22 protein-coding genes and 2 pseudogenes are annotated in these 23,963 nt (G+C 65.5%); 10 read left to right on the top strand and 14 right to left on the bottom strand.

What is annotated here, in order from left to right; all coding sequences use genetic code 11:
* The first annotated feature begins 24 nt into the window (after positions 1-24).
* The 4 genes from PVE73_RS10795 (at position 25) to PVE73_RS10780 (ending at position 1,821) form a co-directional block, all read left to right on the top strand.
* A complete protein-coding gene (locus tag PVE73_RS10795) occupies positions 25-708 on the top strand; it encodes a TetR/AcrR family transcriptional regulator (RefSeq protein ID WP_277366937.1) in 684 nt (227 codons plus the stop codon).
* A 136-nt stretch (positions 709-844) separates the two neighbouring features.
* Positions 845-1,375: an SspB family protein gene (locus tag PVE73_RS10790; protein ID WP_277366936.1), complete on the top strand. Its 531-nt coding sequence runs from the start codon at positions 845-847 to the stop codon at positions 1,373-1,375.
* A gap of 21 nt (positions 1,376-1,396) precedes the next feature.
* Positions 1,397-1,585: a DUF4169 family protein gene (locus PVE73_RS10785; protein ID WP_277366935.1), complete on the top strand. Its 189-nt coding sequence runs from the start codon at positions 1,397-1,399 to the stop codon at positions 1,583-1,585.
* Positions 1,582-1,821: a ribbon-helix-helix domain-containing protein gene (locus PVE73_RS10780; RefSeq protein ID WP_277366934.1), complete on the top strand. Its 240-nt coding sequence runs from the start codon at positions 1,582-1,584 to the stop codon at positions 1,819-1,821. Before PVE73_RS10785 ends, PVE73_RS10780 begins: the two co-directional genes overlap by 4 nt.
* A gap of 2 nt (positions 1,822-1,823) precedes the next feature.
* Here PVE73_RS10780 and PVE73_RS10775 read toward each other — a convergent pair whose 3' ends face one another.
* Complete coding sequence (locus PVE73_RS10775) at positions 1,824-5,747, bottom strand: AsmA family protein (RefSeq protein ID WP_277366933.1); 3,924 nt, start codon at positions 5,745-5,747, stop codon at positions 1,824-1,826.
* A 69-nt stretch (positions 5,748-5,816) separates the two neighbouring features.
* Positions 5,817-7,229 carry an FAD-linked oxidase C-terminal domain-containing protein gene (locus tag PVE73_RS10770; protein WP_277366932.1) on the bottom strand — a complete coding sequence of 471 codons (1,413 nt, stop codon included), beginning with the start codon at positions 7,227-7,229 and terminating at the stop codon, positions 5,817-5,819.
* A gap of 237 nt (positions 7,230-7,466) precedes the next feature.
* On the opposite strand from PVE73_RS10770, the gene PVE73_RS10765 reads away from it, so the two are divergent.
* On the top strand, positions 7,467-7,661 hold the full coding sequence (locus PVE73_RS10765) for a hypothetical protein (protein ID WP_277366931.1): 195 nt from the start codon (positions 7,467-7,469) through the stop codon (positions 7,659-7,661).
* A 21-nt stretch (positions 7,662-7,682) separates the two neighbouring features.
* On the opposite strand, the gene PVE73_RS10760 is transcribed toward PVE73_RS10765, so the two are convergent.
* Both PVE73_RS10760 and PVE73_RS10755 read right to left on the bottom strand, forming a co-directional pair.
* Positions 7,683-8,558, bottom strand: coding sequence for a dienelactone hydrolase family protein (locus PVE73_RS10760; RefSeq protein ID WP_277367414.1), 876 nt, complete (start codon positions 8,556-8,558; stop codon positions 7,683-7,685).
* Between the two features lie 168 nt (positions 8,559-8,726).
* A pseudogene (locus PVE73_RS10755) lies at positions 8,727-8,819 on the bottom strand (glyoxalase superfamily protein); the annotation flags it as partial.
* A 99-nt stretch (positions 8,820-8,918) separates the two neighbouring features.
* Between PVE73_RS10755 and PVE73_RS10750 the strand changes: the two are divergent.
* A complete protein-coding gene (locus tag PVE73_RS10750; protein ID WP_277366930.1) occupies positions 8,919-11,516 on the top strand; it encodes a UvrD-helicase domain-containing protein in 2,598 nt (865 codons plus the stop codon).
* A gap of 118 nt (positions 11,517-11,634) precedes the next feature.
* Here PVE73_RS10750 and PVE73_RS10745 read toward each other — a convergent pair whose 3' ends face one another.
* The 3 genes from PVE73_RS10745 to PVE73_RS10735 form a co-directional block, all read right to left on the bottom strand.
* Positions 11,635-12,105: a hypothetical protein gene (locus PVE73_RS10745; RefSeq protein ID WP_277366929.1), complete on the bottom strand. Its 471-nt coding sequence runs from the start codon at positions 12,103-12,105 to the stop codon at positions 11,635-11,637.
* A gap of 173 nt (positions 12,106-12,278) precedes the next feature.
* Positions 12,279-12,737, bottom strand: coding sequence for a hypothetical protein (locus tag PVE73_RS10740; RefSeq protein WP_277366928.1), 459 nt, complete (start codon positions 12,735-12,737; stop codon positions 12,279-12,281).
* A gap of 53 nt (positions 12,738-12,790) precedes the next feature.
* Positions 12,791-13,435 carry a DapH/DapD/GlmU-related protein gene (locus PVE73_RS10735; RefSeq protein WP_277366927.1) on the bottom strand — a complete coding sequence of 215 codons (645 nt, stop codon included), beginning with the start codon at positions 13,433-13,435 and terminating at the stop codon, positions 12,791-12,793.
* A gap of 73 nt (positions 13,436-13,508) precedes the next feature.
* Between PVE73_RS10735 and PVE73_RS10730 the strand changes: the two genes are divergently transcribed.
* Genes PVE73_RS10730 through PVE73_RS10720 form a run of 3 tightly spaced genes read left to right on the top strand, consistent with a single transcriptional unit; the run spans position 13,509 to position 15,199 of the window.
* Positions 13,509-13,697, top strand: coding sequence for a hypothetical protein (locus PVE73_RS10730; RefSeq protein ID WP_277366926.1), 189 nt, complete (start codon positions 13,509-13,511; stop codon positions 13,695-13,697).
* 33 nt (positions 13,698-13,730) lie between these two features.
* Complete coding sequence (locus PVE73_RS10725) at positions 13,731-14,309, top strand: SCO family protein (RefSeq protein WP_277366925.1); 579 nt, start codon at positions 13,731-13,733, stop codon at positions 14,307-14,309.
* Between the two features lie 17 nt (positions 14,310-14,326).
* On the top strand, positions 14,327-15,199 hold the full coding sequence (locus PVE73_RS10720) for a 50S ribosomal protein L11 methyltransferase (RefSeq protein WP_277366924.1): 873 nt from the start codon (positions 14,327-14,329) through the stop codon (positions 15,197-15,199).
* Positions 15,200-15,249: 50 nt separating this feature from the next.
* On the opposite strand, the gene PVE73_RS10715 is transcribed toward PVE73_RS10720, so the two are convergent.
* Positions 15,250-15,432 (bottom strand): hypothetical protein, encoded by a 183-nt coding sequence (locus tag PVE73_RS10715; protein WP_277366923.1) that lies wholly within the window; start codon positions 15,430-15,432, stop codon positions 15,250-15,252.
* Between the two features lie 230 nt (positions 15,433-15,662).
* Here PVE73_RS10715 and PVE73_RS10710 point away from each other — a divergent pair, with 230 nt between their 5' ends.
* Positions 15,663-17,486: an aminopeptidase P family protein gene (locus PVE73_RS10710; protein ID WP_277366922.1), complete on the top strand. Its 1,824-nt coding sequence runs from the start codon at positions 15,663-15,665 to the stop codon at positions 17,484-17,486.
* Here PVE73_RS10710 and PVE73_RS10705 read toward each other — a convergent pair.
* The 6 genes and pseudogenes from PVE73_RS10705 to PVE73_RS10680 all read right to left on the bottom strand — a co-directional run bounded on the left by PVE73_RS10705 (position 17,483) and on the right by PVE73_RS10680 (position 23,950).
* A complete protein-coding gene (locus PVE73_RS10705) occupies positions 17,483-17,788 on the bottom strand; it encodes an AzlD domain-containing protein (protein WP_277366921.1) in 306 nt (101 codons plus the stop codon). The two genes, PVE73_RS10710 and PVE73_RS10705, sit on opposite strands and share 4 nt — an antisense overlap.
* Complete coding sequence (locus PVE73_RS10700) at positions 17,785-18,510, bottom strand: AzlC family ABC transporter permease (RefSeq protein WP_277366920.1); 726 nt, start codon at positions 18,508-18,510, stop codon at positions 17,785-17,787. Before PVE73_RS10700 ends, PVE73_RS10705 begins: the two co-directional genes overlap by 4 nt.
* A gap of 93 nt (positions 18,511-18,603) precedes the next feature.
* Positions 18,604-20,715 carry an NAD-dependent DNA ligase LigA gene (ligA, locus tag PVE73_RS10695; protein WP_277366919.1) on the bottom strand — a complete coding sequence of 704 codons (2,112 nt, stop codon included), beginning with the start codon at positions 20,713-20,715 and terminating at the stop codon, positions 18,604-18,606.
* Between the two features lie 389 nt (positions 20,716-21,104).
* Positions 21,105-21,366 (bottom strand): annotated as a pseudogene (locus PVE73_RS10690) (GIY-YIG nuclease family protein).
* Between the two features lie 28 nt (positions 21,367-21,394).
* On the bottom strand, positions 21,395-23,068 hold the full coding sequence (gene recN / locus PVE73_RS10685) for a DNA repair protein RecN (protein WP_277366918.1): 1,674 nt from the start codon (positions 23,066-23,068) through the stop codon (positions 21,395-21,397).
* Positions 23,069-23,083: 15 nt separating this feature from the next.
* Complete coding sequence (locus PVE73_RS10680) at positions 23,084-23,950, bottom strand: outer membrane protein assembly factor BamD (protein ID WP_277366917.1); 867 nt, start codon at positions 23,948-23,950, stop codon at positions 23,084-23,086.
* Positions 23,951-23,963 lie beyond the last annotated feature (13 nt).

The raw sequence follows: 23,963 nt of genomic DNA, 5'->3' as shown, positions 1-23,963 counted from the left end.
TCAATCAGTTTTATATAGGAGTCGATGAGACACCGTAACTGTCCTGACATTCTCCCGCCACGCGGCCACGCCGCCAAACGCCGGTCGATTATCGACGCGGCTGCGGCCGTGTTCTGCCGCGAAGGATTTGCAGGCGCCAACATCGACATCATCGCGGCGGAAGCCGGCGTTTCCCGCCAGACGATCTACAACCATCACGGCGACAAGGACAAGCTTTTCGCCACGGTGCTGCGCGAGATCACCGAGCGGACGAACGAGCGCGCCTTCGCCATCCTCGACACCTTCCCGGACCAGCCGGACGATCTGGAAGCGGATTTGGTGGCTTTCGCGCTGCGCTTCAACAAGAACTGCATCTGGGGCCGCGAAGGAACGGTCCTGCGCAAGATGCTTATGGCCGAAGGCGAGCGGTATCCGGAGCTCTATGAAGTCTGGCGCCGCGAAGGGCCGGGGAAGATCGAGTCCGCCCTCGCCTCCCGCCTGGCGCGGCTGGCGCATGCCGGCTACCTCGATATCGACGACCCGGACATCGCGGCACGCCAGTTCATGGCGCTCAACAACGCCGAAATCAACATGCCCTCCATGTTCGGAAGGTCGCTGTCGGACGACGAACTGTTGACCGCGGCGCGCCGCGCGGTCCGCACTTTCCTGCGCGCCTTCGGCCGCCGGACTCCCCGCGCAGACCGCGCCCAAGCGGTGCAGGAAGCCTAGAGCGGGCCTGACCTTCTCCTGACGCCGCGAATGGCCGCCTTTTTGCGCCGCTCTGTCTTTAACTGATTTACGACGGCGCCAAGCTTCATTAGAGCTAGGCACAGGACTGCCGTCGATTCAGGATTTTGCAATACCCATGCCCGAGGACCGCATTCGCTACGACATTCTCGTCCAGGAAGCCCTGCGCGGTGTCGTGCGCAAGGTGCTTCAGGAGGTCGCCCAGGCCGGGCTGCCCGGCAACCACCATTTCTTCATCCGCTTTCTGACAAATGCCCCGGGCGTCAGGATTTCGAGCCGCCTGAAGGAGCGTTATCCGGAGGAGATGACGATCGTCATCCAGTACCAGTACTGGGATCTGAAGGTGAGCGAGAAGGGTTTCGAGGTCGTCCTGTCCTTCTCCGACATTCCCGAGAAGCTGGAAATCCCCTTCTCCGCGATTCGCGGCTTCTACGACCCCTCGGCGAGCTTCGAGGTGGAATTCGAGGTGAAGGCCGATGTCCAGGCGGAGCCGGCCGAGCCGACGCCTTTGAAGGAGGAGAGCGCCCCCGCGGCAGCCAAGCGCAAGCCGGCGGGCAAAAGCAAGGCCGCGGACGAGGAAGACGCGGAAGAGAAAGCCGATGGCAAGGGCGCCGAGGTGGTCTCGCTCGACGCTTTCCGAAAGAAATAACGTGGGCCGCAAGAAGTAGCGATGGGCGAGGTCGTCAATCTGCGCCTCATGCGCAAGCGCAAGGTGCGGGCCGACAAGGAGCGGCTTGCGGAAGAGAACCGTGCCCGCCACGGCCGCACGCGCGCCGACCGCGAGGCGGAGCGTCTGAACAAGGCTTTCGGTACCGCCCGGCTGGAGGCACATCGCCGGGCCGACAAGGACGAAGGATGAGCGCGCCGAAGAAGCGCTCCGTCACCATCCGCGGCCACCGAACGAGCTTTTCCCTCGAAGACGCTTTCTACGCGGAGCTGGAAAGCATGGCGGCAGCACGGGGAAAGCCGGTCGCGGCCCTGATCGCTGAAATCGATGCCTCCCGCCCGCCGGAAACCAACCTCTCTTCCGCTCTCCGCCTTTATGTGTTGGAAGAGCTGAAACGGCTGAGGGCCGGGTCGCGCACCGGGAACTGAGCCTACTGCTCGGACCGATCGAGCATCTCGAGCAGTCTTTCGACCGTCAGTTCATGGGGCTGCAGGACCGGTTGCAGGTCGAGCCCGGGAGGATCAGGCAGATCTCCCTGCGTCCTGGGTGCCGTGGGCGTGGCAGGCTCCATTCCCTGCGCGGGCGGCGGCGGCAGGGACCGGCGTTCGATGGGCGAGCCCGCCCCCTCCTCCTCCGCCGCCGGCCGGTCCGCGGGAGACTCCGCCGGAGCGGTCTCGCCCGGCCGCACGTCCGAAGGAGCCGTCTCTTCCGGCGGTCTTCCCGCCTCCTGCCCAAGCGCTTCTTCCTCGGCCCGACGCCGCGCCGCCTCTTCTGCAGCCTGGCGCGCCGCCTCTTCCGCGGCCTGCCGTCTGGCCTCCGCCTCCTGCCTGCGGCGCTCCTCCTCCGCTTGGCGCTGGCGTTCGGCTTCGGCCTCGAGCCGGACGCGCTCCGCTTCCGCCGCGGCTCGTTCCTGCGCTTTCGCCTCGAAGTAATTCGTCTCCCGGCGCAGCCGCTGACGTTCGAGCAGCAGGGCCTGCATATGCTCCACGCGCGCCTGCTCGCGTTCGAGCGCCCTCTGTGTGAGGAACTGCGCCAGCGGGTCGGTGTCGAGTGTCAGCGCCTCCCGCCCCAGACCGCCGCGATAGGCGAAACGCACCACAGGCTCCGATCCCGTCACCGCCTCCCGCCCCGCATCATAGGTGATGCCTCCGGTGGCGGAGACGGTGCGGTCCTCGAGGTCGGCTGCCGCCTCCACGCTCATCCGGGCGGCCCGGCTTTCGAGTTGCACGGGTGGCATCCGCGCCACGCCGTTCGCCACCGTGAAGGCGAAGTCGACATCGCCGGCATGAAAGCGCCCGTCGCGCACGAGACCGGGCGCGAAGGAGGCCACCTTCTGCGCGTCGATGTCCACTCCGAACTCGTCGGCCGCAGCAATGATGGGGGTGATGGCGGACGGGCTGATGCCCGCGATCTCCAGCCCTTGCACGGAGGCTGATCCGGAACCTGCAAGTGCGGCCACCATGGCGTTCATCGACTTACCGCTCGCCGTCACGCCGGCGCTGACATCGGACCGGCCGGAAAGGCCGCTTTCCGGCAGCAGCGACTGGAGCGGTGCATCGCGCAATGAAAGCTGCGCCGAGAACAGCCCCGTGCCGTCGTCGTTGCGAAACTCAGCCAGGCCCTCGACAGTACCGCCATAGATCCGCCCGGCGAGCTCGGAAATGGCAAGACCGCGCGCATCGAGCTTCAGCCTCAGGCGGGCGTCCTCGACAGTGGCGGCGTTTCCGAGCCACAGGCGGTCCGCGCTGAGTTCCACATCGGCGGAAAAGGGGGCGGCGGCGCTCTCGCGGAACGGCGCTCGCGGCCAGGCGCCTGCTTCAGCCGCCTCGAACGCCTCACTTCCCGCCACCATCTCCGCCGCCAGTGCCGGATCGAGACCGCTGAGGGCGAGTGAACCGGTGAAATGCGGTAACCCGTCGCGAAGCTCTGCGTTGAGATCGCCGCGCACATCGCTGCCTGCGACAGTCCCCTCCAGATTGCTGACGACAACAGGACCGCCGCCCGCATCGACCGCCGCCGAAAGCCTTGCCGGCAGGCCGTAGCCGAAGCCGGGCAGCGAGATGCCGGCGGTGGCGAGCCAGGGTTCCAGGTCATCGCTCTCGAGCCACGCATTTCCCTTGAGCGTGAAGGTCTCCCCCGCGCGCACGAGTTGCCCGTCGAAGGTGGAGGCAAGCCCCTCCCCGAAGAAGCGGAAATGCGTGTTCATGCCCTGCGCGAGGGATCCTTCCGCGGAAAGCTCGGCATCGGCCGTCCCGGTAAGACCCAGTGGCAACGCAGGGAGGCCGAACAGGGCATAGAGCGCGGACGCATCTTCGTTGTGGGCGGAAAACGTGGTGTTGAGCCGGGCCTCGGCAAGATCGGCGAAAGATCCCTCGCCCGAAATGGAAAGATTCAACGCCGTACCGCCCGCCGTACCGCCGAGACTGGCGGACAGACCGCCCTGGCTGCTGGCCACGACGTCGAACGCGCTGTCGGCGAGGAGGCCCGGATAGGCGGCAGCGTTCCGGTCGAGCGCCGTCAACGGCGCGACATCCGGAAAGCGCTCGGCGAGAAGATGCACCAGCGGAGCCAGATCGACGGCCACCACCGAGGCATCGAGGCTTCCGGACGGCTCCCCGCCGATATCGCTGATCGTGCCCGTGGCGCTGACATTGGCATCGGCAAGCCCAGTCACCGTCAGCCGGTCGATTTCCAGCGTGCCCTCGCGCAGGCGCATGGCGGTGTCCAGGCCCTCCGCCGTCAACCCTTCCGCCGAGACAGGACCGGCGGTGACGTCCAGGTCCACGTCATGGCCGGCGAATCTGTTGCGTCCCGCGTCGTTGACGAACAGCGAGGCAAATGCCCTCATCCCGTCGAGGTCGAGCCGGTCGCCGTTCAAGCTCAGCATCAGCGAGGGCCGTGCGCCGGCGGGGCTGCGCCGGTCGATCGCGCCGCGGAAGCGAGCGTCACCCAGGACGAGTTCCAGATTATCGAAGCGCTGCCGCTCCTCCGACAGCGCCACGTCGGCGCTGAAGCCGGCCGCGGGGAGCCTGCGGATCGCCTCGTCCACGTCCCGCGCGAGCCAGGCCGCGAAGCCCGAAGGCTGGCTCACCGCGAGGAGTATCTTCCCGTCGAAGGAAAGGGCGTCGCCGGTGGCGAGCATACCCCCGCCCTCGAAACGGGTGCGGCCGGGCAAAGTCGCGGCGATGGAGGCGACGTTCCAGCCCTCCTCCGCCGGCTGCGCCTCGACATGGATGTCGCGGATCGTCGTGTCACCCACGATGATGGCGGGCAGGTTCACGGCGATCGTGCCGGGAATGGAGGGTTTGGGCAGTTCGGTGATGAACGCCGTCAGCGCCGCCAGCCGTTTGTCCGCCGAAAGGCCCGATATCGCGCCGCCATCTGCCTCGTCGTCGAGCCGGATCTGCGCGCCGTCGGCGGTGATGGAGAAGGAGGGATCGGCACCGAGTTCGATCACCGCGCTCCCGTCCGCCCTGTAGGGGTCCCGCTCCGGCCCGGTCTCGAACCGGAATTCGTCGATAGCGAGCCGCTCATGGTTGAGCGTGAAATGTCCGGCCACCCGATTGCCCGGATTCTCCGGCTTCGCCGCCGCCGGCTCCGCCTCGCCATCTGCCGTGGGCTCGACGGCCGCGAAACGGAACGTTCCCGTATATATGCCTTCTTCATCCTCCAGGCGGGCACTGCCGTCCGTTTCGATCACGAGGGGATAATCGCGCGGCCGGGCGGATATCCGCACGCGCATCGCCCCGTCGGCCACGGCACCCGTGGCAGCGGTGAGATCTATCGGGATGCCGTCGATATCGAGCGATCCCGCCACGCGCCACGGACCGGCCAGGCTGCGGGCCGATATATCGGTATCGATATCGTCAAGCGTGATCGTGCGGCCGCTCGCCTGCTGGTGGATCGTGATCGCGCCGTCGGAAATCGTCATTTTCTCAAGCGTCACCTGGCGCGGATCGAATGGGGAGGACGGCCGCACGGCCCAATCGATCCGGCCCGACGGGCCGATCTCGATCTGCATGCTCGGCCGCACGAGACGCATGTCGAAGATGAGCAGTTCTCCGCTCAAGAAGGGCGCAAGCTCCGCATCCATGGAGAATTCGTCAACCGTCATGGCGGGCTGGCCCGGGTCCGCACCGGCCACCACGACATCCGTGAAGGTGACCGATGGGAAAGGGAGAAGCCGGGCACGCGCCGTGCCCTGCACCTGCACGTCACGGCCGAGAACGCGTCCCGCCTCCCGCTCGAAGGAGGAGCGGTAGGACGTCCAGTCGATGAAATAGGGCGCCACCAGTGCCGCCGTCAGCACCAGAACCACAAGTCCCCCGACGATGACGAAGAGTCGCGCCAGCATTACCTCCTTTTGCGCATCGAATGCTCCGGCAAAGGAGCCTCACTATCCCTATGATCCATGGTCCGCACGCTATGTATCAGCCGGAACAAGGATTTTCCCAGGATTCATGATCCCCTGTGGATCGAGCGCCTGCTTGATGGTGCGCATGACGTCAACCCCTGCGCCATGCTCCTGTTCCAGATAGCGCATCTTCCCCTGGCCGATGCCGTGCTCGCCCGTGCAGGTGCCTTCCATGGCCAGGGCCCGTCCATTGAGCCGGGAAACGAAAGCTTCCGCCCGCGCGATTTCGGCCGGGTTTCCGGTGTCCATCATCACCGCCACGTGGAAATTGCCGTCGCCCACATGGCCGACGATAGGAGCGACGAGACCGCTTTCCTCGATGTCGGCTTCGGTCTCCATGATACATTCGGCCAAGCGCGAGATGGGCACGCACACATCCGTCGACAAGGCCTTGGAACCCGGACGGAGGACGAAGCTTGCCCAATAGAAATCGTGCCGCGCCTTCCACAGCTTCTGTCGCTCCTCGCCGGCCGCCGTCCAGACGAAGGGGCCGCCGGAGAACTCCGCCGCGATCTCGCCGAACATCTCCGCCTGCTCGGCCACGCCCGCCTCGCTGCCGTGGAATTCGAGGAAAAGGCACGGGCTTTCGGGATAATCGAGCTTGGAATAGGTGTTGATGGCGCGCATGCCCAGCGTGTTCACGAGCTCGATGCGCGCCACCGGAATGCCCATCTGGATGGTCATGATGACGGCATTGCAGGCGGCCTCGACGGTCGGGAATGGGCAGACGCCGCCGGAGATCGCGGGCGGGATGCCATGCAGCTTCAGCGTCAGCGAGGTGATCACGCCGAGCGTGCCTTCCGAACCGACAAGAAGCCGTGTGAGGTCGTAGCCGGCGGAGGATTTGCGCGCCCGCCGCGCCGTCGTGATGGCTCGTCCGTCGGCAAGCACCGCCGTCAGCGAAAGCACGTTCTCGCGCATCGTGCCGTAGCGGACCGCATTGGTGCCGGAGGCGCGCGTGGCCGCCATGCCGCCGAGACTCGCATTTGCGCCGGGATCGATCGGGAAGAACAACCCCGTGTCGCGCAGATACTGGTTCAGTTCCTCCCGCGTGAGACCGGCCTCGACGGTGCAGTCGAGGTCCTCCTGGTTTACGGCGATGACCCGCTTCATCCGCGACATGTCGAAAGAAATGCCCCCCGCAGGCGCGTTTACATGGCCCTCGAGGGACGAGCCCGTGCCGAAGGGGATGACGGGCACGCCAAATTCGGCGCAAAGCCGCACGGCCTCCTGCACCTCTTGCAGCGCTTCGGGATAGAAAACGCCGTCGGGCGCCTGATTGCGGATGTAGGTCGTGGTATGGCCGTGCTGCTCGCGAAGCGCCCTGCCCGTCTGCAATCGTTCGCCAAACCGCGCGCCGAGCCTTTCCAGCACGGCCACGATCCCGGCTTCGTTGCGCTGCGCCGCTGCGGCAATATTCATCTCTCTCCTCCGGAAAGCGCTCCTCAAGGGGACCGAAGCGTCCCCTCAGCCCCAATGTTCAGCAATTCGCCGCCTTGTCCAGTGGCCGAGCGCGCTTAACCTTTGGTTTACCATAAGGGTCTTTGCACAGTTTACCCATCCCCTCTTCCTTGAAGCTTCCGGGAGGAGCTTCAGAATTTCCCCGACTCCGATGATGATTCGTCGGCCAGGGGCCGACGTCACCGCAGGGAGGCCCGGTTGAGGGTCGACGTGAAGCAGATGTCCGAAAGGCTGGCCCGGGACCCGGGCATCAGCGACTACGACTTCTGGCGCGCATTGAAGTCGGTGGACGATGAGCTCTTCCGCATCAGGAGTTCGGACGACCCCATTCCCATCGATCTCGTCTTCGCGCGCGCCATCCTGCGGCGCGCGCAACAGGAGCGGGAGCGGTGACGCCGCCCCCTTGATCCCGCCTCAGGCAAGATTCTCCTTGAGGAAGTCCACCGTCCGCTGCCACGCGAGATCGGCCGCCTCCTTGTCGTAGCGCGCTTCCGAGGTATCGTTGTTGAAGGCGTGATTGACGCCTTCGTAGACGTGGATGGTGTATTCCTTTCCGGCAGCATCGAGCGCGTCGCGATAGTCCTCGATGCCCGCATTGATGCGCTCGTCGAGCCCTGCATAGTGCAGAAGCAGCGGCGCGCTGATCTGGTCCACCTCCTCCGCATCGGGCTGCGCGCCGTAATAGGCCACCGCCGCATCGAGTGCGGGCGCGTTGACGGCCAACTGGTTGACCATGCCGCCGCCCCAGCAGAAGCCGACCGCGCCCACCCTGCCGTTCGTGCCGTCATGATCCTCGAGGAATGCGACCGTGGCCACGCCGTTCGCCACTGTCTGGTCCCTGTCGAGCTGACGGAACATCTGCCGCGCCTGGTCCTCGTCTTCCGGCGTGCCGCCCAGCGGCGAAAGGAAGTCGGGCGCGAGCGCCACGAAGCCTTCGAGCGCCATGCGGCGCGCCACATCGCGGATATGCGCGTTGAGCCCGCGGTTTTCGTGGATGACGATGACCGCACCGAGCGGTCCCTGGGCGTCGGCGGGGCGCGCGAGATAGCCCTTCATCTCCGCATTCTCGCCGGGATAGGTGATGTCTTCGGTGTGAAGCCGGGTGTCGTCCTCCGGCACGATCGCCGCCCGGGCGCTGTTTGCAGCAAGCAGCGGTGCGATGGCGGCGGCCGCGGCGCTGGTGCCGGCAAGCTTTGTCAGCTTCTCCATGAAGCCGCGGCGGTCGAGGGTGAGGTGGGTGTATTCGTCATAGGCGTCGATCATCGCCTGGGTGATCTGCGGTCGTGACATAGGCTCGCTCCCAAGTTTGATTTCGGCGACCCCCTTCCCCATGGGAAGCATGACGGAGACGCCGGCCCCGGTCCAATCAAGCCGCCGTGAAAACAAGGCGGCCGATCGTTGCAGGCCGGCGCGCGAAACCTGGAAATAGAGGGGGAAGTTGTCCCCGAAGCGACGCTCCCAGTCGATCGTGAAGCCGAGAAAGCCCAGATAGAACTCGCGGGCCTTCTCGACATCGAAGATGCGCAGCCGATGGGACGAAAAGGTCAACACGCTGTTTCCCCACAGGCTGGCCCTTGGCCCACGAGCCGCAAACCGGTACAAACAGAAAACGCTTGGGCCCAAGGCCGCGAATCACCATATGCGAAGGCAATGCCAGGTTCCCCGGACGATCTGCCGTTCTTCGGCGACGATGAAGCACCCCGCCCCGCCCAGCCGCGCGAGGGCGGGATCGCCGCGCGCGCCATGGCCGCGCGGCAGACGCAGGCACCGCGTTATCTGGATGCGCTGAATCCGGAGCAGCGCCTCGCGGTGGAGACCACCGAAGGGCCGGTCCTCGTGCTTGCGGGCGCCGGCACCGGCAAGACCCGTGTGCTCACCACGCGGATCGCGCATATCCTCGCCACCGGCCGCGCCTATCCCTCCCAGATCCTCGCCGTCACCTTCACCAACAAGGCCGCCCGCGAGATGAAGATGCGCATCGGCGTTCTGGTCGGCGGAGCGGTCGAGGGGATGCCCTGGCTCGGCACCTTCCATTCGATCGGCGTGAAGATCCTGCGCCGCCACGCGGAACTTGCCGGCCTCACCTCCTCCTTCACCATCCTCGACACGGACGATCAGATCCGCCTCATCAAGCAGATCATCCAGGCCGAGGGGCTCGACGACAAGCGCTGGCCGGCGCGCCAGTTCGCCATGATGATCGACGGCTGGAAGAACAAGGGGCTCGGCCCCGCCGACATCCCCGAGGGCGACGCCCGCGCCTTCGCGAACGGCAAGGGCCGCGCGCTCTATGCGGCCTACCAGGAGCGGCTGAAGACGCTGAACGCCACCGACTTCGGCGACCTGCTCCTGCACCCGATCCGCATCTTCCGCGAGCACCCGGACGTGCTTGCCGAATACCACCGCAGGTTCCGCTATATCCTGGTGGACGAGTATCAGGACACCAACACCGCGCAATATATGTGGCTTCGGCTGCTCGCGCAAAGGCCAAAGACTCCGGCCGAAGGCCGCGCGCGCGACCGCGCGCCGGGCGACGTTTCGCCCGCCCCCGCGGAGGCCGGCGAGCGAAGCTCTCACTCGGCCGTAAGCGCAGACAGGGTCAACATCTGCTGCGTCGGCGACGACGACCAGTCGATCTATGGCTGGCGCGGGGCGGAGGTGGACAACATCCTGCGCTTCGAGAAGGATTTCCCCGGCGCGACGGTGATCCGGCTGGAGCGCAATTATCGCTCGACCGCACATATCCTGGGTGCCGCCTCCCATCTGATCGCCCACAATGAAGGCCGCCTCGGCAAGACGCTGTTCACCGAACACGCCGACCCGGACGCGCCGAAGGTGAAGGTGCATGCGGCCTGGGATTCGGAGGAAGAAGCGCGCGCCGTGGGCGAGGAGATCGAGGCGCTGCAGGCCAAGGGCCATGCGCTCAACAATATGGCGATCCTCGTTCGCGCTTCCTTCCAGATGCGCGAGTTCGAGGATCGCTTCGTCACCCTCGGCTTGAACTACCGCGTTATCGGCGGTCCCCGCTTCTACGAGCGGCAGGAGATCCGCGACGCGCTGGCCTATTTCCGCGTGGTGGCGCAAGGAGCGGACGATCTCGCCTTCGAGCGCATCGTCAACGTACCGAAACGCGGCCTGGGCGAGGCTGCCGTGCGGCAGATCCACGACGTGGCGCGCATGCGCAATACGCCCCTCCTCCAGGCAGCGCGTGATCTCGCGGGAACGGAGGAACTGAAGCCCAAGCCGCGTGCCTCGCTTCGCAACCTTGTGGAGAGCTTCGAGCGCTGGCAGGGCCTTCTCGACCGCACCAAGCATACGGAGCTTGCCGAGCAGATCCTCGAAGAGTCGGGCTATACCGACATGTGGAAGAACGATCGTTCGGCCGAGGCGCCGGGCCGGCTCGAAAACCTCAAGGAGCTGATCCGCTCCATGGAGGAATACGAGAGCCTGCGCGCCTTTCTCGAACACGTCGCCCTGGTCATGGATGCGGAGCGCGACGAAGAGCACGACGCCGTCAGCCTGATGACGCTGCATTCCGCCAAAGGGCTGGAGTTCGACACCGTCTTCCTGCCCGGCTGGGAGGAAGGCCTTTTCCCGCACCAGCGGTCGCTGGACGAAGGCGGACGCTCGGGGCTGGAGGAGGAGCGGCGGCTCGCCTATGTCGGCCTCACACGCGCGAAAAAGAACCTGCATCTCTGGTTTACGTCGAACCGGCGTATCCACGGGCTGTGGCAGTCGACCATCCCTTCGCGCTTCCTGGACGAACTGCCGGAAGCGCATGTGGAGGTGGTGGAGGACGGCAGCGCCTATGGCGGCTATGGCCGACCGCTGGGCGACCGGCAGGCGGGCCGGCCCAATCCCTACGGGGCCTCGCGGTTCGATACGGTGGGCGAGGTGTTTACAAACAGCTACGCCACGCCCGGCTGGCAGCGCGCGCAGAAGAACCGCACCGAGGCCACGGCGAAGAACTGGGGCACGCGCTCCGGCCATCAGGTGGAGCGGGTCGGCTATGGCGAGCCGGATTCGGGCTACGGCGCGGGACGCGGTTCGGTCAAAGGCCGCGTCATCGAAGGCGAGCTGGTTGCCAAATCCGTCTCCGACAGCCCCTCGGCCTTCAAAGTGGGCGACCGCGTCTTCCACATGAAATTCGGCAACGGCAACATCGCCGCCATAGACGGGAATAAGCTCACCATCGATTTCGACAAGGCGGGCCAGAAGCGCGTTCTCGACGGTTTCGTCGAGCGGGTTTAGACCCGCCGCGTCACGCGATGCCGTGCGACGAAAACAAGGCAGCAGCTCGAGCCCGGGGATCCATGCCAACGCTCAGCAAATCCAGGCACAGGCTGTCGGCACAGCCGGCCGGCAATGCCTACTTGTGGTAGACGTAGTTTCCTTCCTCGTTCTTCTCGCGCTTGAGTACGCCCTTCTTGGCAAGGCGTGAAAGCGGTCCGGAGAATGCATTCGACCTGTAATGCGCGCCGAACTTGTCCTGACACTGCTTGACGATGTCGCCGATCGTGCGCTTTTCCTTGAAATAGTTGCCCTCGACGAGTTGAGAAAGCGCTGCCACCGCACCGCTTGCCGTCGCCCCGCCGGCATCGGGCCGGGATTCGCTCGTGGAAGATGTGGTCCTGGTCCTCGCCGCGCCGTTGCCGCGCCGCGCGCGGCTGGGCCCCGGCTCATAAGCCTCGCCCTCCGGCTCGAAGAAATTCACGCCCCCTCTGGCCTGATCGAAGAGCAGTTCGACGATCCGCAACTGCACGGCTTCGGATTCGAACTTGTTGATCGTTTCCGACAACTCGGCCAGTTGCCTTTTAAGCTCCTGAAACTGTTTCTGCATGACCTCGCCCCGCTGCGGCTTAGCCGCTTAAGCTAAACTATTATTCTAACCGAATAAATAGCATATGAAAGTCAATATAGCGTGAAATACGCTATATTACGGGGGTCTCAATGAGTAAACACACTGTTCACGTATCCGGTCCGGAATCGGCCCGGATAGCGGTGCTCGCCGTACTAGCGCACATAAACGACCAATTGGCCGTCGATCTCGGCGGCAGCGACGACGTCGTCATCGCGAACCTGCTGCTGCCGGAGCTTTTCTGAAAGGGCTTCATTGGCTTTGACGGCAGATCGGAGCGCATCGACCTCGCTGCGATTCCTCGCAAGCGCGTTTTCCAACGCGCCGGCACTCCCGCCCTCGGTGATGTCGCTCACCCGGATGATCTCCACCCGGGACGCATCGGTCAGGCCCTCTATCTCGTCGGCCATTTCGCCGCTCGTCTGGATGGCCGAGACGACGGTGCCGAAATTGGTCTTGCCGCCGATGACATCCGTCACGCTTTCGTCGGCTGCGGCGCCGCCCTGCATGCCGGTATCGGCGCTGCCTCCCGCCCCCATGTCCTCCGCCAGCGTGGTGCCGGCGATAGCGACGGAAGCGATGAGAGGCACGGTCAATGCAAGAATGCGTTTCATGACTCGCTCCTCGGCTTTCCTGCAATCTTCCAGCCAACCCAACGGCCTGAAGGTCAGGGAGTTCCCGGGAGTCGACCGTCCGCCCATCTCCGCAGGAAGTCCTCGATGGACAACGCCTGCATGTCGGGCACGGCCTCGAAGAGCTGGTCGAGCGGCCAGTCCCACCACCGCAGTGCCTGGAGCTTGGCGGCGATCTCGGGTTCAAAGCGCCTTCGGATGACCCGCGCCGGAACGCCGGCCACGACGGTATAGGGCTCCACGTCACGGCTGACGACCGCATTCGCTCCGACCACCGCCCCGTCGCCGATGCTGACGCCGGGCAGGACCACCGCTCCATGGCCGATCCAGACATCGTTGCCGATGGCGACATGCTTCGCGCGCCTGCCCTCCAGAAAGGCCGAATCGAGGCCGCGGTAGCGGAAATACTCGTTCGGGCGATAGCTCACCTTATGCGTTGTCACGCGCTCCATCGGATGCTCCAGCGCGTTCAGCCGCGTGTTTGCCGCAATGGAGCAGAACTTGCCGATATGCGTATAGATGCTCTCGGCATGTCGCTCGAAATAGCTGAAGTCGCCCACCGTGACCTCACGCAGGATCACACGCTCTGCGATGGCTGTATAGCGGCCCAGCCGGCAGGACTTCAGTTCCGCCGTGGGATGGATGCGAGGCTCGGAATCGGTGAAGCGCAGATCGTCCATTGCGTTCCTGTATTCCCCAGCCCCGGCCCGGGCAAGATGCAGGCCCAACGCTTGCGACAGTTTGCATCTTTGCTTGGCCGCCCACGAGGACTATTCTCTGTCCATGAGATCGGCGCCCGTGAATTATCCGGTTCTGTTCAAGTTTGCCGCCGCAGGAATGTTGCTGGCGGGGATCGGCGGCCTTGGCGTTGCCATGTGGGTGGAAAATGGGGCAGCGCTCTTTCTTTCCCTCGCCGAAACCGGCCTTGCCTGGTGCTTTTAGCCCCGCCCCCGAGTTCCTACGCCTGGTGAACCCATGATGCGCTATATCCTGGTCGGCATTCTTGCCTTGATGGTTCTCGCCGTCGGCTTGCTCTCCTTCGAATGGTATCGCGGCCAGAACCAGGCCGTCGCTTTCGGCGCTCCCTTCGAACTCGTCGACGACAGTGGCCAGCCGATCACGGAGAAAGCATTCCAAGGCCGTCCAACCGCCCTGTTCTTCGGCTTCACCCATTGCCCTGACGTCTGCCCCACAACCCTTTTCGAAATGGAAGGCTGGCTGGATGAACTGGGTGAGGAAGGCGAGGACCTGCAGGCCTTCTTCATCACCGTCGACCCCGAGCGCGACACGCCGGAGGTGATGAAGACCTATCTCGGCAACTTTTCCGACCGGGTGACCGGCATCACCGGCGATCCCGAGAAGGTCGCCGCGATGGCCAAGGCCTTCCGCATCTATTCCCGCAAGGTCGAGCTCGAGGACGGAGACTACACCATGGACCACACCGCTTCGGTGATGCTGCTCGACCGGAACGGCGATTTCTTCGGTACGATTTCCTATGAGGAGAACGCCGAAACGGCTGTCGCGAAGCTGCGTCGGCTGATAAACGAAGGCTGACCCTCGGTTCGGCTCTGATGCCCCAGACACGTCTCTTTTTCCGCCTGAGCGGCCCGCGCGCGAAACACGCCTATTCGCTGCTGGAAAACGCCTTCGATGATGAAGGCCTCCCGCTTTCGATTATGGAGATCGACGAGGCTGAGGACCTGCACGAGATTTCCGTTTACGCTCCCGACGAGCCGGAACCGGTCGCCACGCGCATGCGGGACCTGCTTTCCCCGTTCCCGGTATCGGCGGAAATCGAATCGGAAGTGTTGCCGGACATCGATTGGGTTGCGCACGCGCTGGCCGGCTTGAAGGCCGTTCGCGCCGGCCGCTTCTTCGTGCACGGCTCCCACGAACGGGGCGAGGAGCACGCCGGCGAAATCCCGATCGAGATCGAGGCGAGCCTGGCCTTCGGCACCGGCCATCACGGCACCACCTCGGGCTGCCTCGAAATGATCAGCCGCCTTGTCCCGCGCGAGCGTCCGCACAACGCGCTCGATCTCGGTACCGGCAGCGCCGTGCTTGCCATCGCCATCGCACGGCTGGCGCATATTCCTGTGCTTGCCACCGATATCGATCCCGTGGCCGTGCGCGTCGCGCGCGGGAATGTGCGTCTCAACAGGGCCTCGGAATGGGTGGAGACGGTTGCCGCGCCGGGTTTCCATCATCCGGCTTTCGCAAAGAGGAAACCGTTCGACCTGATCGTGGCGAACATTCTTGCCCGCCCTCTGATGTCGCTGGCACCGGCCATGGCGGCCCACCTTGCGCCGGGCGGCTCGCTGATTCTATCGGGCATCCTCGCGCGCCAGCGCTGGCCGGTGATCGCCGCCTATGCCGGCCAGGGTTTCCGCCATGTCAGCACCCTCCACCGCGAGGAGTGGGTGACGATCCATATGAAGCGCTGAGCACAAAAAAGGCGGCCGGGTGGCCGCCTTCTCACCCCCGCAGGTGAAACTCAGTACGTGTAGGCAGCGCCCTTGCGCTGCAACTCGTCACGGTTATAGCCGTATGTCTTGAGCGTCTCGTCGTCGAGCATCAGGAGCGCGCCGTTGACGTAACGGGCGGCCTGCCGCTGCCGTGCAGCGATCAGCGCGTCCACCGCACTCCGGAAATACCCGCGCCGTTGAACTTGTGCCATGTGAAGTCTCCTTTGCACCCATTGGCAATCTGTCCTCCACGACAAGAAAGGTAAGCAGTGCTGACCCGTTCGACCAGCGCCCTTTGCGCATAACTGCCATTCATTTTTGCAGATGCGAAAGGGAATGATGCGATGCACAATGCCCTGATCTGAATGCGACGCCCGATCCGTTGCCTGCGCCGCCAAGGCCGTCTAGGGTCCCGCCATCTTCCTGCGACGAGGCGCAAGCAATGTTTCAGTCCTTCGACAGCAAGTCCGATCCCGCCCAGGCGAAACCGAGGATCGAGCGCCTGCGCGCGCAGATGGCCGCGGTGGGCATCGATATCCTTCTCGTCCCCCACAGCGACGAGTATCAGAGCGAATATCTTCCCCCGAGCGCGGAACGCCTTTCATGGCTCACCGGCTTTACCGGCTCGGCGGGCGCCGCCGTCATCCTGCGGGAAAGGGCCGTCCTGTTCGTGGACGGGCGCTATACGCTCCAGGCACGCGAGCAGACGGATCCCGCCCTGTTCGAGATCGACAGCCTGATCGAGAACCCGCCGCCCGAATGGCTGAAAGCGAACGCCTCCAGGGGTGCGCGCATCGGTTTCGATCCGTGGCTGCACACAATCGAAGAGGTGCGCGGACTGCGCAAGGCCGTGGAGAAGTTCGGCATCGAGCTCGTGCCGCTCGACCGCAACCTCGTGGATGCCATATGGGAGGACCGGCCCGCGCCTCCTGCCGAGCCCGTCCGCATCCACCCCCTGAAATTCGCGGGCGATCCGGCGGAGGAAAAGCTGAAGCGCATTTCCGGCAAGCTGGCGGATGAAGGCATCGACCACACGGTGCTGACCAACGCGGCATCGCTGGCCTGGGCCTTCAACATCCGCGGCGGCGACGTGGCGCATACGCCGCTCGCCCTCGGCTTTGCCATTCTGTCGGCGTCCGGCCGCCCGAAACTGTTCCTGGACCCGAGGAAACTCGCGGGTGAAGCCAGGACCCATCTCGCCGGACTTGCTGACCTCCACGCGCCGGAGGCATTGGAGCCGGCGCTCGCGTCTCTTGCCGAAGGCAGCAAGCTCGGGCTCGATCACGGCCTTGCGCCCGAGCGCCTGCGCCTGCTGGTGGAAGAGAGCGGCGGTTCGGCGGTGGAGTTCCCGGATCCCGCCGCCCTGCCCCGCGCCACCAAGAACGAGACCGAGCTGAAGGGCGCACGCGCCGCCCATCTGCGCGACGGCGCGGCTCTTGCCCACTTCCTCGCCTGGGTGGACGAGCAGACGCCCGAAAGCCTGGACGAGATCACGGTGGTGGAGCGGCTCGAGGCGTTCCGCCGCCGGGTGGGCGAGGAAGCGCAGATGCCGCTGCGCGACATCTCCTTCGACACCATCTCCGGATCCGGTCCGAACGGGGCGATCGTGCATTACCGGGTGACCGAGAAGAGCAACCGCCGGCTTTCCGCCGGAGAGCTTCTGCTGATCGATTCCGGCGCCCAGTTCGAGGACGGGACGACGGATGTCACCCGCACGGTGGCGCTGGGCGAACCGACGGACGAGATGCGCAACCGGTTCACGCTGGTCCTGAAGGGCGTGATCGCGCTCTCGATGCTGCGTTTCCCGCCGGGCACGCGCGGCATGGACATCGACGCGCTTGCCCGCGTCAACCTCTGGCAGGCCGGCCTGGACTACGGCCATGGCACCGGCCACGGCGTCGGCTCCTATCTCGGGGTGCACGAGGGGCCGCAGCGCATCGCCAAGAGCGGCAAAGAGAAGCTGCTGACGGGCATGATCCTCTCCAACGAGCCGGGTTATTACCGCCAGGGGCATTACGGCATCCGCATCGAGAACCTGATCGTCGTCTCCCCCCCGGAGCCGATTCCCGGCGGCGAGATCGACATGCACGGTTTCGAAACGCTGACGCTCGTGCCGATCGACCGGCGGCTGATCGACCCGGCCCTGCTCTCACCCCAGGAACGGGACTGGCTCAACGCCTACCACAAGCGGGTCTTCGAAGCGATCGGTCCGCTGGTCGATGGGCCGACCTCGGCGTGGCTGGAGAAGGCAACTGCGCCGCTCTAGCCCAAGACGTGCCTTAGCGCGATCAGCACCGCGGCGGAGGAGAAGAAGATCGTCATCATGCCGCCGCCGAGGAGCGAGATGGCGGCACCGGTGACGAGGGCCGCGATCTCCGCCGGCCCGCCTTCCATAGCGGCGGGCGCCACGAGTGTCGTCAGCACCGCTGCGGGCACGGCGTTGAGCCCGGCTTCCACGCGCGGGTGGATGCGCTCGAAACGGGAGAGCACGAGGTGGCCGCCTGCCCGCGTGAGATAGGTGAGGACAGCGCCGGCGATGATGATCCAGAACGTCGTGGTGGCGCTCACGGCTTCTCCTCCTTGGACGTCGAAGGCGCGAGCAGCGCACCGAGGAGGACGCCGGCAAGCGCGCCTATGGAAACGTGCCAGGGCGAGCCCACCGTCCGATAGGCGATGATGGAGACCACGGCGCTGATGCCCACCACCGGTAGCCACAAGGGGCGTTTGCGGAAGCTCATCACCATGGCGAGAAAGTAGATCGGCAGGATGAAATCGAGGCCGAACGTGCGCGCATCGGGGATGAAGCGCCCGAAAAGCGCGCCGAGCCAGGATTCGGTGACCCAGCAGAGATAAACCGGAAGCGCGAGCCCCATATACCAGGCGAAGCTGACCGGCTGACGACGCTCGACACGCTGCTCCGCCTCGGCGAACTGCGGATCGACGAGGAAAAAGAAGCCGACCAGACGCTGCAGCGGCGTCCAGTGTGCGAGATGCCGGCCGATGGTGGCCGAATAGAGCACGTGGCGGAAATTGACGGCGACGATGGAGAGCACAATCACCCACGGAGCAATCTTCGTGCCGAAGAGATCGATGCCCACCATCTGGCTGGCGCCGGCATAGATGGCCGCGCTCATCAGCACGGCCTCGAAGGTGGAAAGCCCATGCTCCAGCGCCAGCGCGCCGAAAAGAAGCCCGAACGGCACGACCGCCAGCACGACGGGAACGCTTGCCCGCGCACCGGCGAGGAAATCGTCCGACGGTCGCGGCTCGGCAAAGCTTTCTGCGGTCATGGAAGCCTCCAGTGCGGATACATAGGTCAGCAGCGCTGACCCGTCACATCAATTTCCTTGAGGGAAGGATGAAAGTGGCTGATGGTTCGGCGATTACCCGCCGATCCGCCGGAACCACGCATCCTCGTCGATCACCTCGATGCCGAGTTCAGCCGCCTTCTTGAGCTTTGAACCGGCACCGGGGCCGGCCACGACGAGATCGGTCTTGGACGAGACGGAGCCGGCCACCTTGGCACCCAGCCGCTCCGCCATATCCTTGGCCTCGTCGCGCGACATGCGCTCGAGCGCACCGGTGAACACGATCGTCTTGCCCGCCACGGGCGAATCCGTGGCGGGCCGCTCGGCTTCGAGCACATTCACCTGCGCGGCGAGCGCTTCCACGAGCCTGCGGTTGTGCTCCTCGGCGAAATAGGTGGCGATGGCGTCGATGACCGCGTCGCCGATATCCTCCAGCGCGTCCATGTCCTCGCGCGCGCCAAGATCGCCGCCCGCGACCGCAAGAGCGGCATCGTGGAACGACTGCCACGAACCATAGGCACGCGCGAGCGTGACCGCGGTGCGATCACCCACATGGCGGATGCCGAGGCCGTAGATCATGCGGTCGAGCGGGATGGTGCGCCGCGCCTCTATCGCCGCGAAGAGATTGCCGGCCGAGACCGTGCCCCAGCCGTCCTTGTCCTTGAGCTTCTTCAGGCTGCGCTCGTCGCGCCCGGCGAGGGTGAAGATGTCGGCCGGGCTTTTGACCGGCAGGTCGGGATCGTGAAAGAAGAACTCGATCTGTTTCTCGCCCAGCCCCTCGATGTCGAAGGCGCGGCGGGAGACGAAGTGGCGCAGATGCTCGATGCGCTGGAACGGACAGGCGAACTCGCCCGAGCAGCGCCGCACCACTCCCTCCCCTCCGCCTGCCGTGCCCTCGCGCACGACGGGCGTCTTCAACTCGCAAGGGCAGACGGTGGGGAAGTCGAATTCCCTTGCGTCCGGCGGACGGCGGTCCTCGGCGTAACCAAGGATCTGCGGGATGACATCGCCCGCGCGCTGCACGATCACCGTATCGCCGATCTTGATGCCGAGCCGCTCGATCTCCTCGGCATTGTGCAGCGTGGCGTTGGTGACCACCACGCCACCCACCGTGACCGGCTCCAGGCGCGCCACCGGCGTCAGCGCGCCGGTGCGGCCCACCTGGATGTCGATGCCGCGCAGGATGGTGAAGGCCTTCTCGGCCGGGAACTTATGCGCGATGGCCCAGCGCGGGCTGCGGGAGACGAAGCCGAGGCGCTGCTGCAGCGCCAGGTCGTTGACCTTGTAGACGACGCCGTCAATGTCGTAGCTCAGAGTGGCGCGCTGCTCCTCTATGGCATGGTAATGCTTCAGGAGTTCCTGCGCGCGCTCGCAAAGGCACATCAGCTCGTTGGTGGGGAAGCCGTAGCTCTTGAGCGCCTCGACCATGCCAGTTTGCGTGGTGGCGGGCATCTCGCTCACCTCGCCCCAGGCATAGGCGAAGAATTTGAGCGGGCGGGCGGCGGTGATCGACGGGTCGAGCTGGCGCAGCGAGCCTGCCGCCGTGTTGCGCGGGTTCACATAGGTCTGCTTGCCCTCGGCCTGCTGGCGCTGGTTGAGCGCCAGGAAGTCGCGGTGGGTCATGTAGACCTCCCCGCGCACTTCGAGGATTTCAGGAAAGTCGCCGGAAAGCACATTGGGGATATCGGCCACCGCGCGGGCGTTGGCGGTGACGTTCTCACCCACTTGCCCATCACCGCGCGTGGCGGCGGAGACCAGCCGGCCATTCTCATAGCGGATCGAGAGGGACAACCCGTCGATCTTGGGCTCCGCCGTCATGGCGATAGGCGCATGCGGCTCCATCTTGAGGAAACGACGGATGCGCCCCACGAAATCGACCACGTCCTCGTCGGTGAATGCGTTGTCCAGCGAGAGCATCGGCACCTTGTGCCGCACCTTCTCGAACTTCTCGGTGGCGGCCACGCCGACCCGACGCGACGGCGAATCCTCGCGGACGAGCAGTGGAAAGACCTGCTCGATGGCGAGATTGCGCCGGCGCAGCGCATCATATTCGGCATCCGAGATTTCCGGCGCATCCTCGGAAAAGTAGAGGCTGTCGTGCTTGGCGATCTCGCTTGCGAGACGGGCCAGCTCTTCCTTGGCTTGCTCCTCCGTCAGCTCGTCGACGGGGATCATGGCTGTGGTCATGGGTGGCGATCCGGATTCGTTGGGCCACCACCATATGGCTTTTGGGGCCGGCCGCTCAAGCCGCAGGTAACCTCTCTCCCGCCATCCGATGGCATGTGATTGTCTCCAGGCAAGCACCATTCTTGCCACGCCCGCTTTCGCGTCTGGCCATTGAAGGGGATTGGGAAGCGGGGCGCACCGTTCACGCCACAAAATTAAAAAAGGCGCTCCCAATGCGTCCCGCCGGCGTCTGTCCCGACTACCTATGACTCTCTTCCTCGACCGCTGGTGAAGTTTCGATGTTCAGGCATGGATCCTCGGGTCAAGCCCGAGGATCCATGCCTGAACAGTAATCATGGTCGCCGGCGCTCCCGGCCCACTCCGGAGGCCAGTCGCAACGCCCAACAAAATCACCACCCGATCCCGCGCATCGGCTCGTGCCATTCGGGATTAGCGCTCTCGATCAGTCCGACCTTCCATTGGCGCGGCCAGCGCTTGAGGGACTTTTCCCGCTGGATCGCATCGCGGATATCGAAATGCTCCACATAACAGACGAGGTGCTGGACGCCATGTGAAACCGGAGCCTTCGCCAGACTTGTGCTCGAAAACACGCCGGCTGAAGTCGTTTGTGACCTCCGTGTGGATCGGGCCGCGCTTCTGGCTGACGGTCATGCGGCATGGCCAGCCGCAAGAGCCGCCGCTACGCAAGAGCCGCGTTTTCGCGCAGGAGGCGTTCGGCGGCGGCGCGGGCTTCGTCCGTCACGGTGGCGCCGGCGAGCATGCGCGCGATCTCCTCCTGCCGTTGGGCCGTATCCATGACGGCAATCCCGGTGGTGACGCGGTCGTGGCCACCGGATTTGGCGATGAGGTAATGCGTGTTGGCGCGGGCGGCGACCTGCGGCGCGTGGGTGACGGAGAGAACCTGGATGCGCTGCGCGAGCCGTGCAAGCCGCTGGCCGATCGCATCCGCCACCGCCCCGCCAACGCCGGTATCGATCTCGTCGAAGACGAGGGTGGGCGCGGAGCCGCGGTCGGCGAGCGCCACCTTGAGGGCGAGCAGGAAGCGCGAAAGCTCGCCGCCCGACGCCACTTTCATGATCGGACCGGGCCGCGTACCGGGATTGGTCTGCACCCAGAATTCCACCCGGTCGATGCCTTCCTCCGCGCGGTCGTCCGGCTCGCTCTGGATTTCGACGATGAAGCGCGCGCGCTCCAGCTTCAGCGCAGGCAACTCGGCCATGACCGCATCGGCCAGCACCTCGGCGGTCCGCCGCCGCTCTTCGGAAAGCAGTGCGGCGACCTCGTCATAGGCGGCACGGCGTGCCTTCGCCTCCTTTTCGAGGCGGCCGAGCCTCTCCTCGCCGGCGTCCAGATCGGCCAGATCCGCATCCATACGGTCGCGCAGCGCGGCGAGATCATCCACCATCACATTGTGCTTGCGCGCGGCGGCACGCAGCGCGAAGAGCCGCTCCTCGGCCTTCTCCAGCCGGTCCGGATCGAACTCGCTGGCCCGCATGGCGGCATCCACGGCATCCTGAGCGGCGTTGAGCGACAGAAGCGCCTCGTCGAGCGAGGTGACGATCTCCTCGAGCAGGCCCGGCGCCTCCTGCGCCTTGCGCTGGAGCCGGCGCAGCAGGCCGGCGAGCGCGGGGACCGGCGAACTGTTGCCGGACAGCACCTCCTGCGCATCGGAGATATCGGCGGCGATCTTTTCGGCGCGCATCATGCGCGCGCGCTCTTCCGCCAGCTCCGTCTCCTCGCCCGGTTGCGGATCGAGCTTCGACAGTTCATCGACCGAAGCACGCAGGAAATCGGCCTCGCGTGCAGCCGCGTCGACCCTGGCGCGGTGGCGGGCCAGGTCCTGCTCGGCCTGGCGCCAGTCCCGCCAGGCAGTGCGCACCGCCGCGGCCCGGGAGCCGAGCCCGCCGAAGGCATCGAGCAACGCCCGGTGCGCGGTGGTGTCGACAAGCGCGCGCTCGTCGTGCTGGCCGTGGATTTCCACCAGTGTCCGGCCGATCTGGCGCATGAGCGCCACGCTCGCCGGCTGGTCGTTGATGAAGACGCGCGTGCGGCCATCCGCCGTCTGCATGCGGCGCAGGATGACATCGCCCTGGTCGTCGATCGCGTTGTCGCGCAGGATCTCGCGCGCCGGATGCGCCGTCGGCACGTCGAAGACGGCCGTCACATGCCCCTGTTCGGCGCCGTGGCGCACGAGCGAGGCGTCGCCCCGCGAGCCGAGGGCGAGCGAAAGCGAATCGAGCAGGATGGACTTGCCGGCGCCGGTCTCGCCGGTCAGCACCGAGAGCCCGGCCGAGAAGTCGATGTCGAGCCGTTCGATCAGGACGATATCGCGGATCGAAAGGTGCGACAGCATCGGCGCGCCCGGCGGCTAGCTCCCTACGATGGCGGAGGCGGCCCTGGAGATCCAGGAGCCCCTGTCCTCGCGCGGCTCGAGCCCGCCCGACTGCAGCAGCCTGTAGGAATCCTTGTACCACTGGCTTTCGGGGAAGTTGTGGCCGAGCACCGCGGCGGCCGTCTGCGCCTCAGAGGAGATGCCCATGGCGAGATAGGCCTCGACCAGGCGCGCCAGCGCCTCTTCCACATGGCGGGTGTTGGCATAGTTCTCGACCACGCCGCGGAAGCGCCTGATGGCGGCGATGTATTCGCGCCGCTCCAGATAGTAGCGGCCGACCTGCATCTCCTTGCCGGCGAGCTGGTCGCGGGCGAAGCGGATCTTGGTCTGCGCGTCAGCCACATATTCCGAATCGGGCCAGCGGTCGACCACCTGCTGCATGGCCTCGATGGTAAGGCGGGATTCGCGCTGGTCCTGCGTGACGTCCTTGATCTGGCGGAAATAGCTCATGCCGATCAGATACTGGGCGTAGGCGGCATCCTCGCTCGTGGGATAGAGCGTGACATAGCGCTTGCCCGCGCTGATGGCGTCCGTGTACTTGCCCTGCCGGTAGTTGGCGAAGGTGTTCATGATAAGCGCCTTGCGGGCGAACTCCGAATAGGGATGCTGGCGGTCGACGGCCTCGAACTTCGCCACCGCCTCTCTCCAGCGGCCGGCGTTGAGATTCGCCAGTCCCTGATTGTAGAGGACGTCGGCCGGCTCGGTCTGCTCGACAAAGGCGGACAGGTCCACATCCTTTTCGGCGTTGCAGCCAGCCAGAAAAAGGGGGGCGGCGAGCGCCGCGAAAGCCAGCGTATGAAGCCGTGGCCGGCGGGCACTGCTGGCGGGACTATTCACAAACATTCGCAGTCCGTTC

Source organism: Chelativorans sp. AA-79, from assembly GCF_029457495.1.
In the GTDB taxonomy this organism is placed as follows: Bacteria; Pseudomonadota; Alphaproteobacteria; order Rhizobiales; family Rhizobiaceae; genus Chelativorans.
The sequence above is the reverse complement of the archived record's forward strand: the minus strand, read 5'-3'. Positions and strand labels throughout refer to the sequence as shown.

Bases quoted from the DNA above. Each gene is read 5' to 3' on its own strand.
- PVE73_RS10795 (WP_277366937.1), top strand. From the start codon at position 25: ATGAGACACCGTAACTGTCCTGACATTCTCCCGCCACGCGGCCACGCC.
- PVE73_RS10790 (WP_277366936.1), top strand. From the start codon at position 845: ATGCCCGAGGACCGCATTCGCTACGACATTCTCGTCCAGGAAGCCCTG.
- PVE73_RS10785 (WP_277366935.1), top strand. From the start codon at position 1,397: ATGGGCGAGGTCGTCAATCTGCGCCTCATGCGCAAGCGCAAGGTGCGG.
- PVE73_RS10780 (WP_277366934.1), top strand. From the start codon at position 1,582: ATGAGCGCGCCGAAGAAGCGCTCCGTCACCATCCGCGGCCACCGAACG.
- PVE73_RS10775 (WP_277366933.1), bottom strand. From the start codon at position 5,747: ATGCTGGCGCGACTCTTCGTCATCGTCGGGGGACTTGTGGTTCTGGTG.
- PVE73_RS10770 (WP_277366932.1), bottom strand. From the start codon at position 7,229: ATGAATATTGCCGCAGCGGCGCAGCGCAACGAAGCCGGGATCGTGGCC.
- PVE73_RS10760 (WP_277367414.1), bottom strand. From the start codon at position 8,558: ATGTCACGACCGCAGATCACCCAGGCGATGATCGACGCCTATGACGAA.
- PVE73_RS10750 (WP_277366930.1), top strand. From the start codon at position 8,919: ATGCCAGGTTCCCCGGACGATCTGCCGTTCTTCGGCGACGATGAAGCA.
- PVE73_RS10745 (WP_277366929.1), bottom strand. From the start codon at position 12,105: ATGCAGAAACAGTTTCAGGAGCTTAAAAGGCAACTGGCCGAGTTGTCG.
- PVE73_RS10740 (WP_277366928.1), bottom strand. From the start codon at position 12,737: ATGAAACGCATTCTTGCATTGACCGTGCCTCTCATCGCTTCCGTCGCT.
- PVE73_RS10735 (WP_277366927.1), bottom strand. From the start codon at position 13,435: ATGGACGATCTGCGCTTCACCGATTCCGAGCCTCGCATCCATCCCACG.
- PVE73_RS10725 (WP_277366925.1), top strand. From the start codon at position 13,731: ATGATGCGCTATATCCTGGTCGGCATTCTTGCCTTGATGGTTCTCGCC.
- PVE73_RS10720 (WP_277366924.1), top strand. From the start codon at position 14,327: ATGCCCCAGACACGTCTCTTTTTCCGCCTGAGCGGCCCGCGCGCGAAA.
- PVE73_RS10715 (WP_277366923.1), bottom strand. From the start codon at position 15,432: ATGGCACAAGTTCAACGGCGCGGGTATTTCCGGAGTGCGGTGGACGCG.
- PVE73_RS10710 (WP_277366922.1), top strand. From the start codon at position 15,663: ATGTTTCAGTCCTTCGACAGCAAGTCCGATCCCGCCCAGGCGAAACCG.
- PVE73_RS10700 (WP_277366920.1), bottom strand. From the start codon at position 18,510: ATGACCGCAGAAAGCTTTGCCGAGCCGCGACCGTCGGACGATTTCCTC.
- ligA (WP_277366919.1), bottom strand. From the start codon at position 20,715: ATGACCACAGCCATGATCCCCGTCGACGAGCTGACGGAGGAGCAAGCC.
- recN (WP_277366918.1), bottom strand. From the start codon at position 23,068: ATGCTGTCGCACCTTTCGATCCGCGATATCGTCCTGATCGAACGGCTC.
- PVE73_RS10680 (WP_277366917.1), bottom strand. From the start codon at position 23,950: ATGTTTGTGAATAGTCCCGCCAGCAGTGCCCGCCGGCCACGGCTTCAT.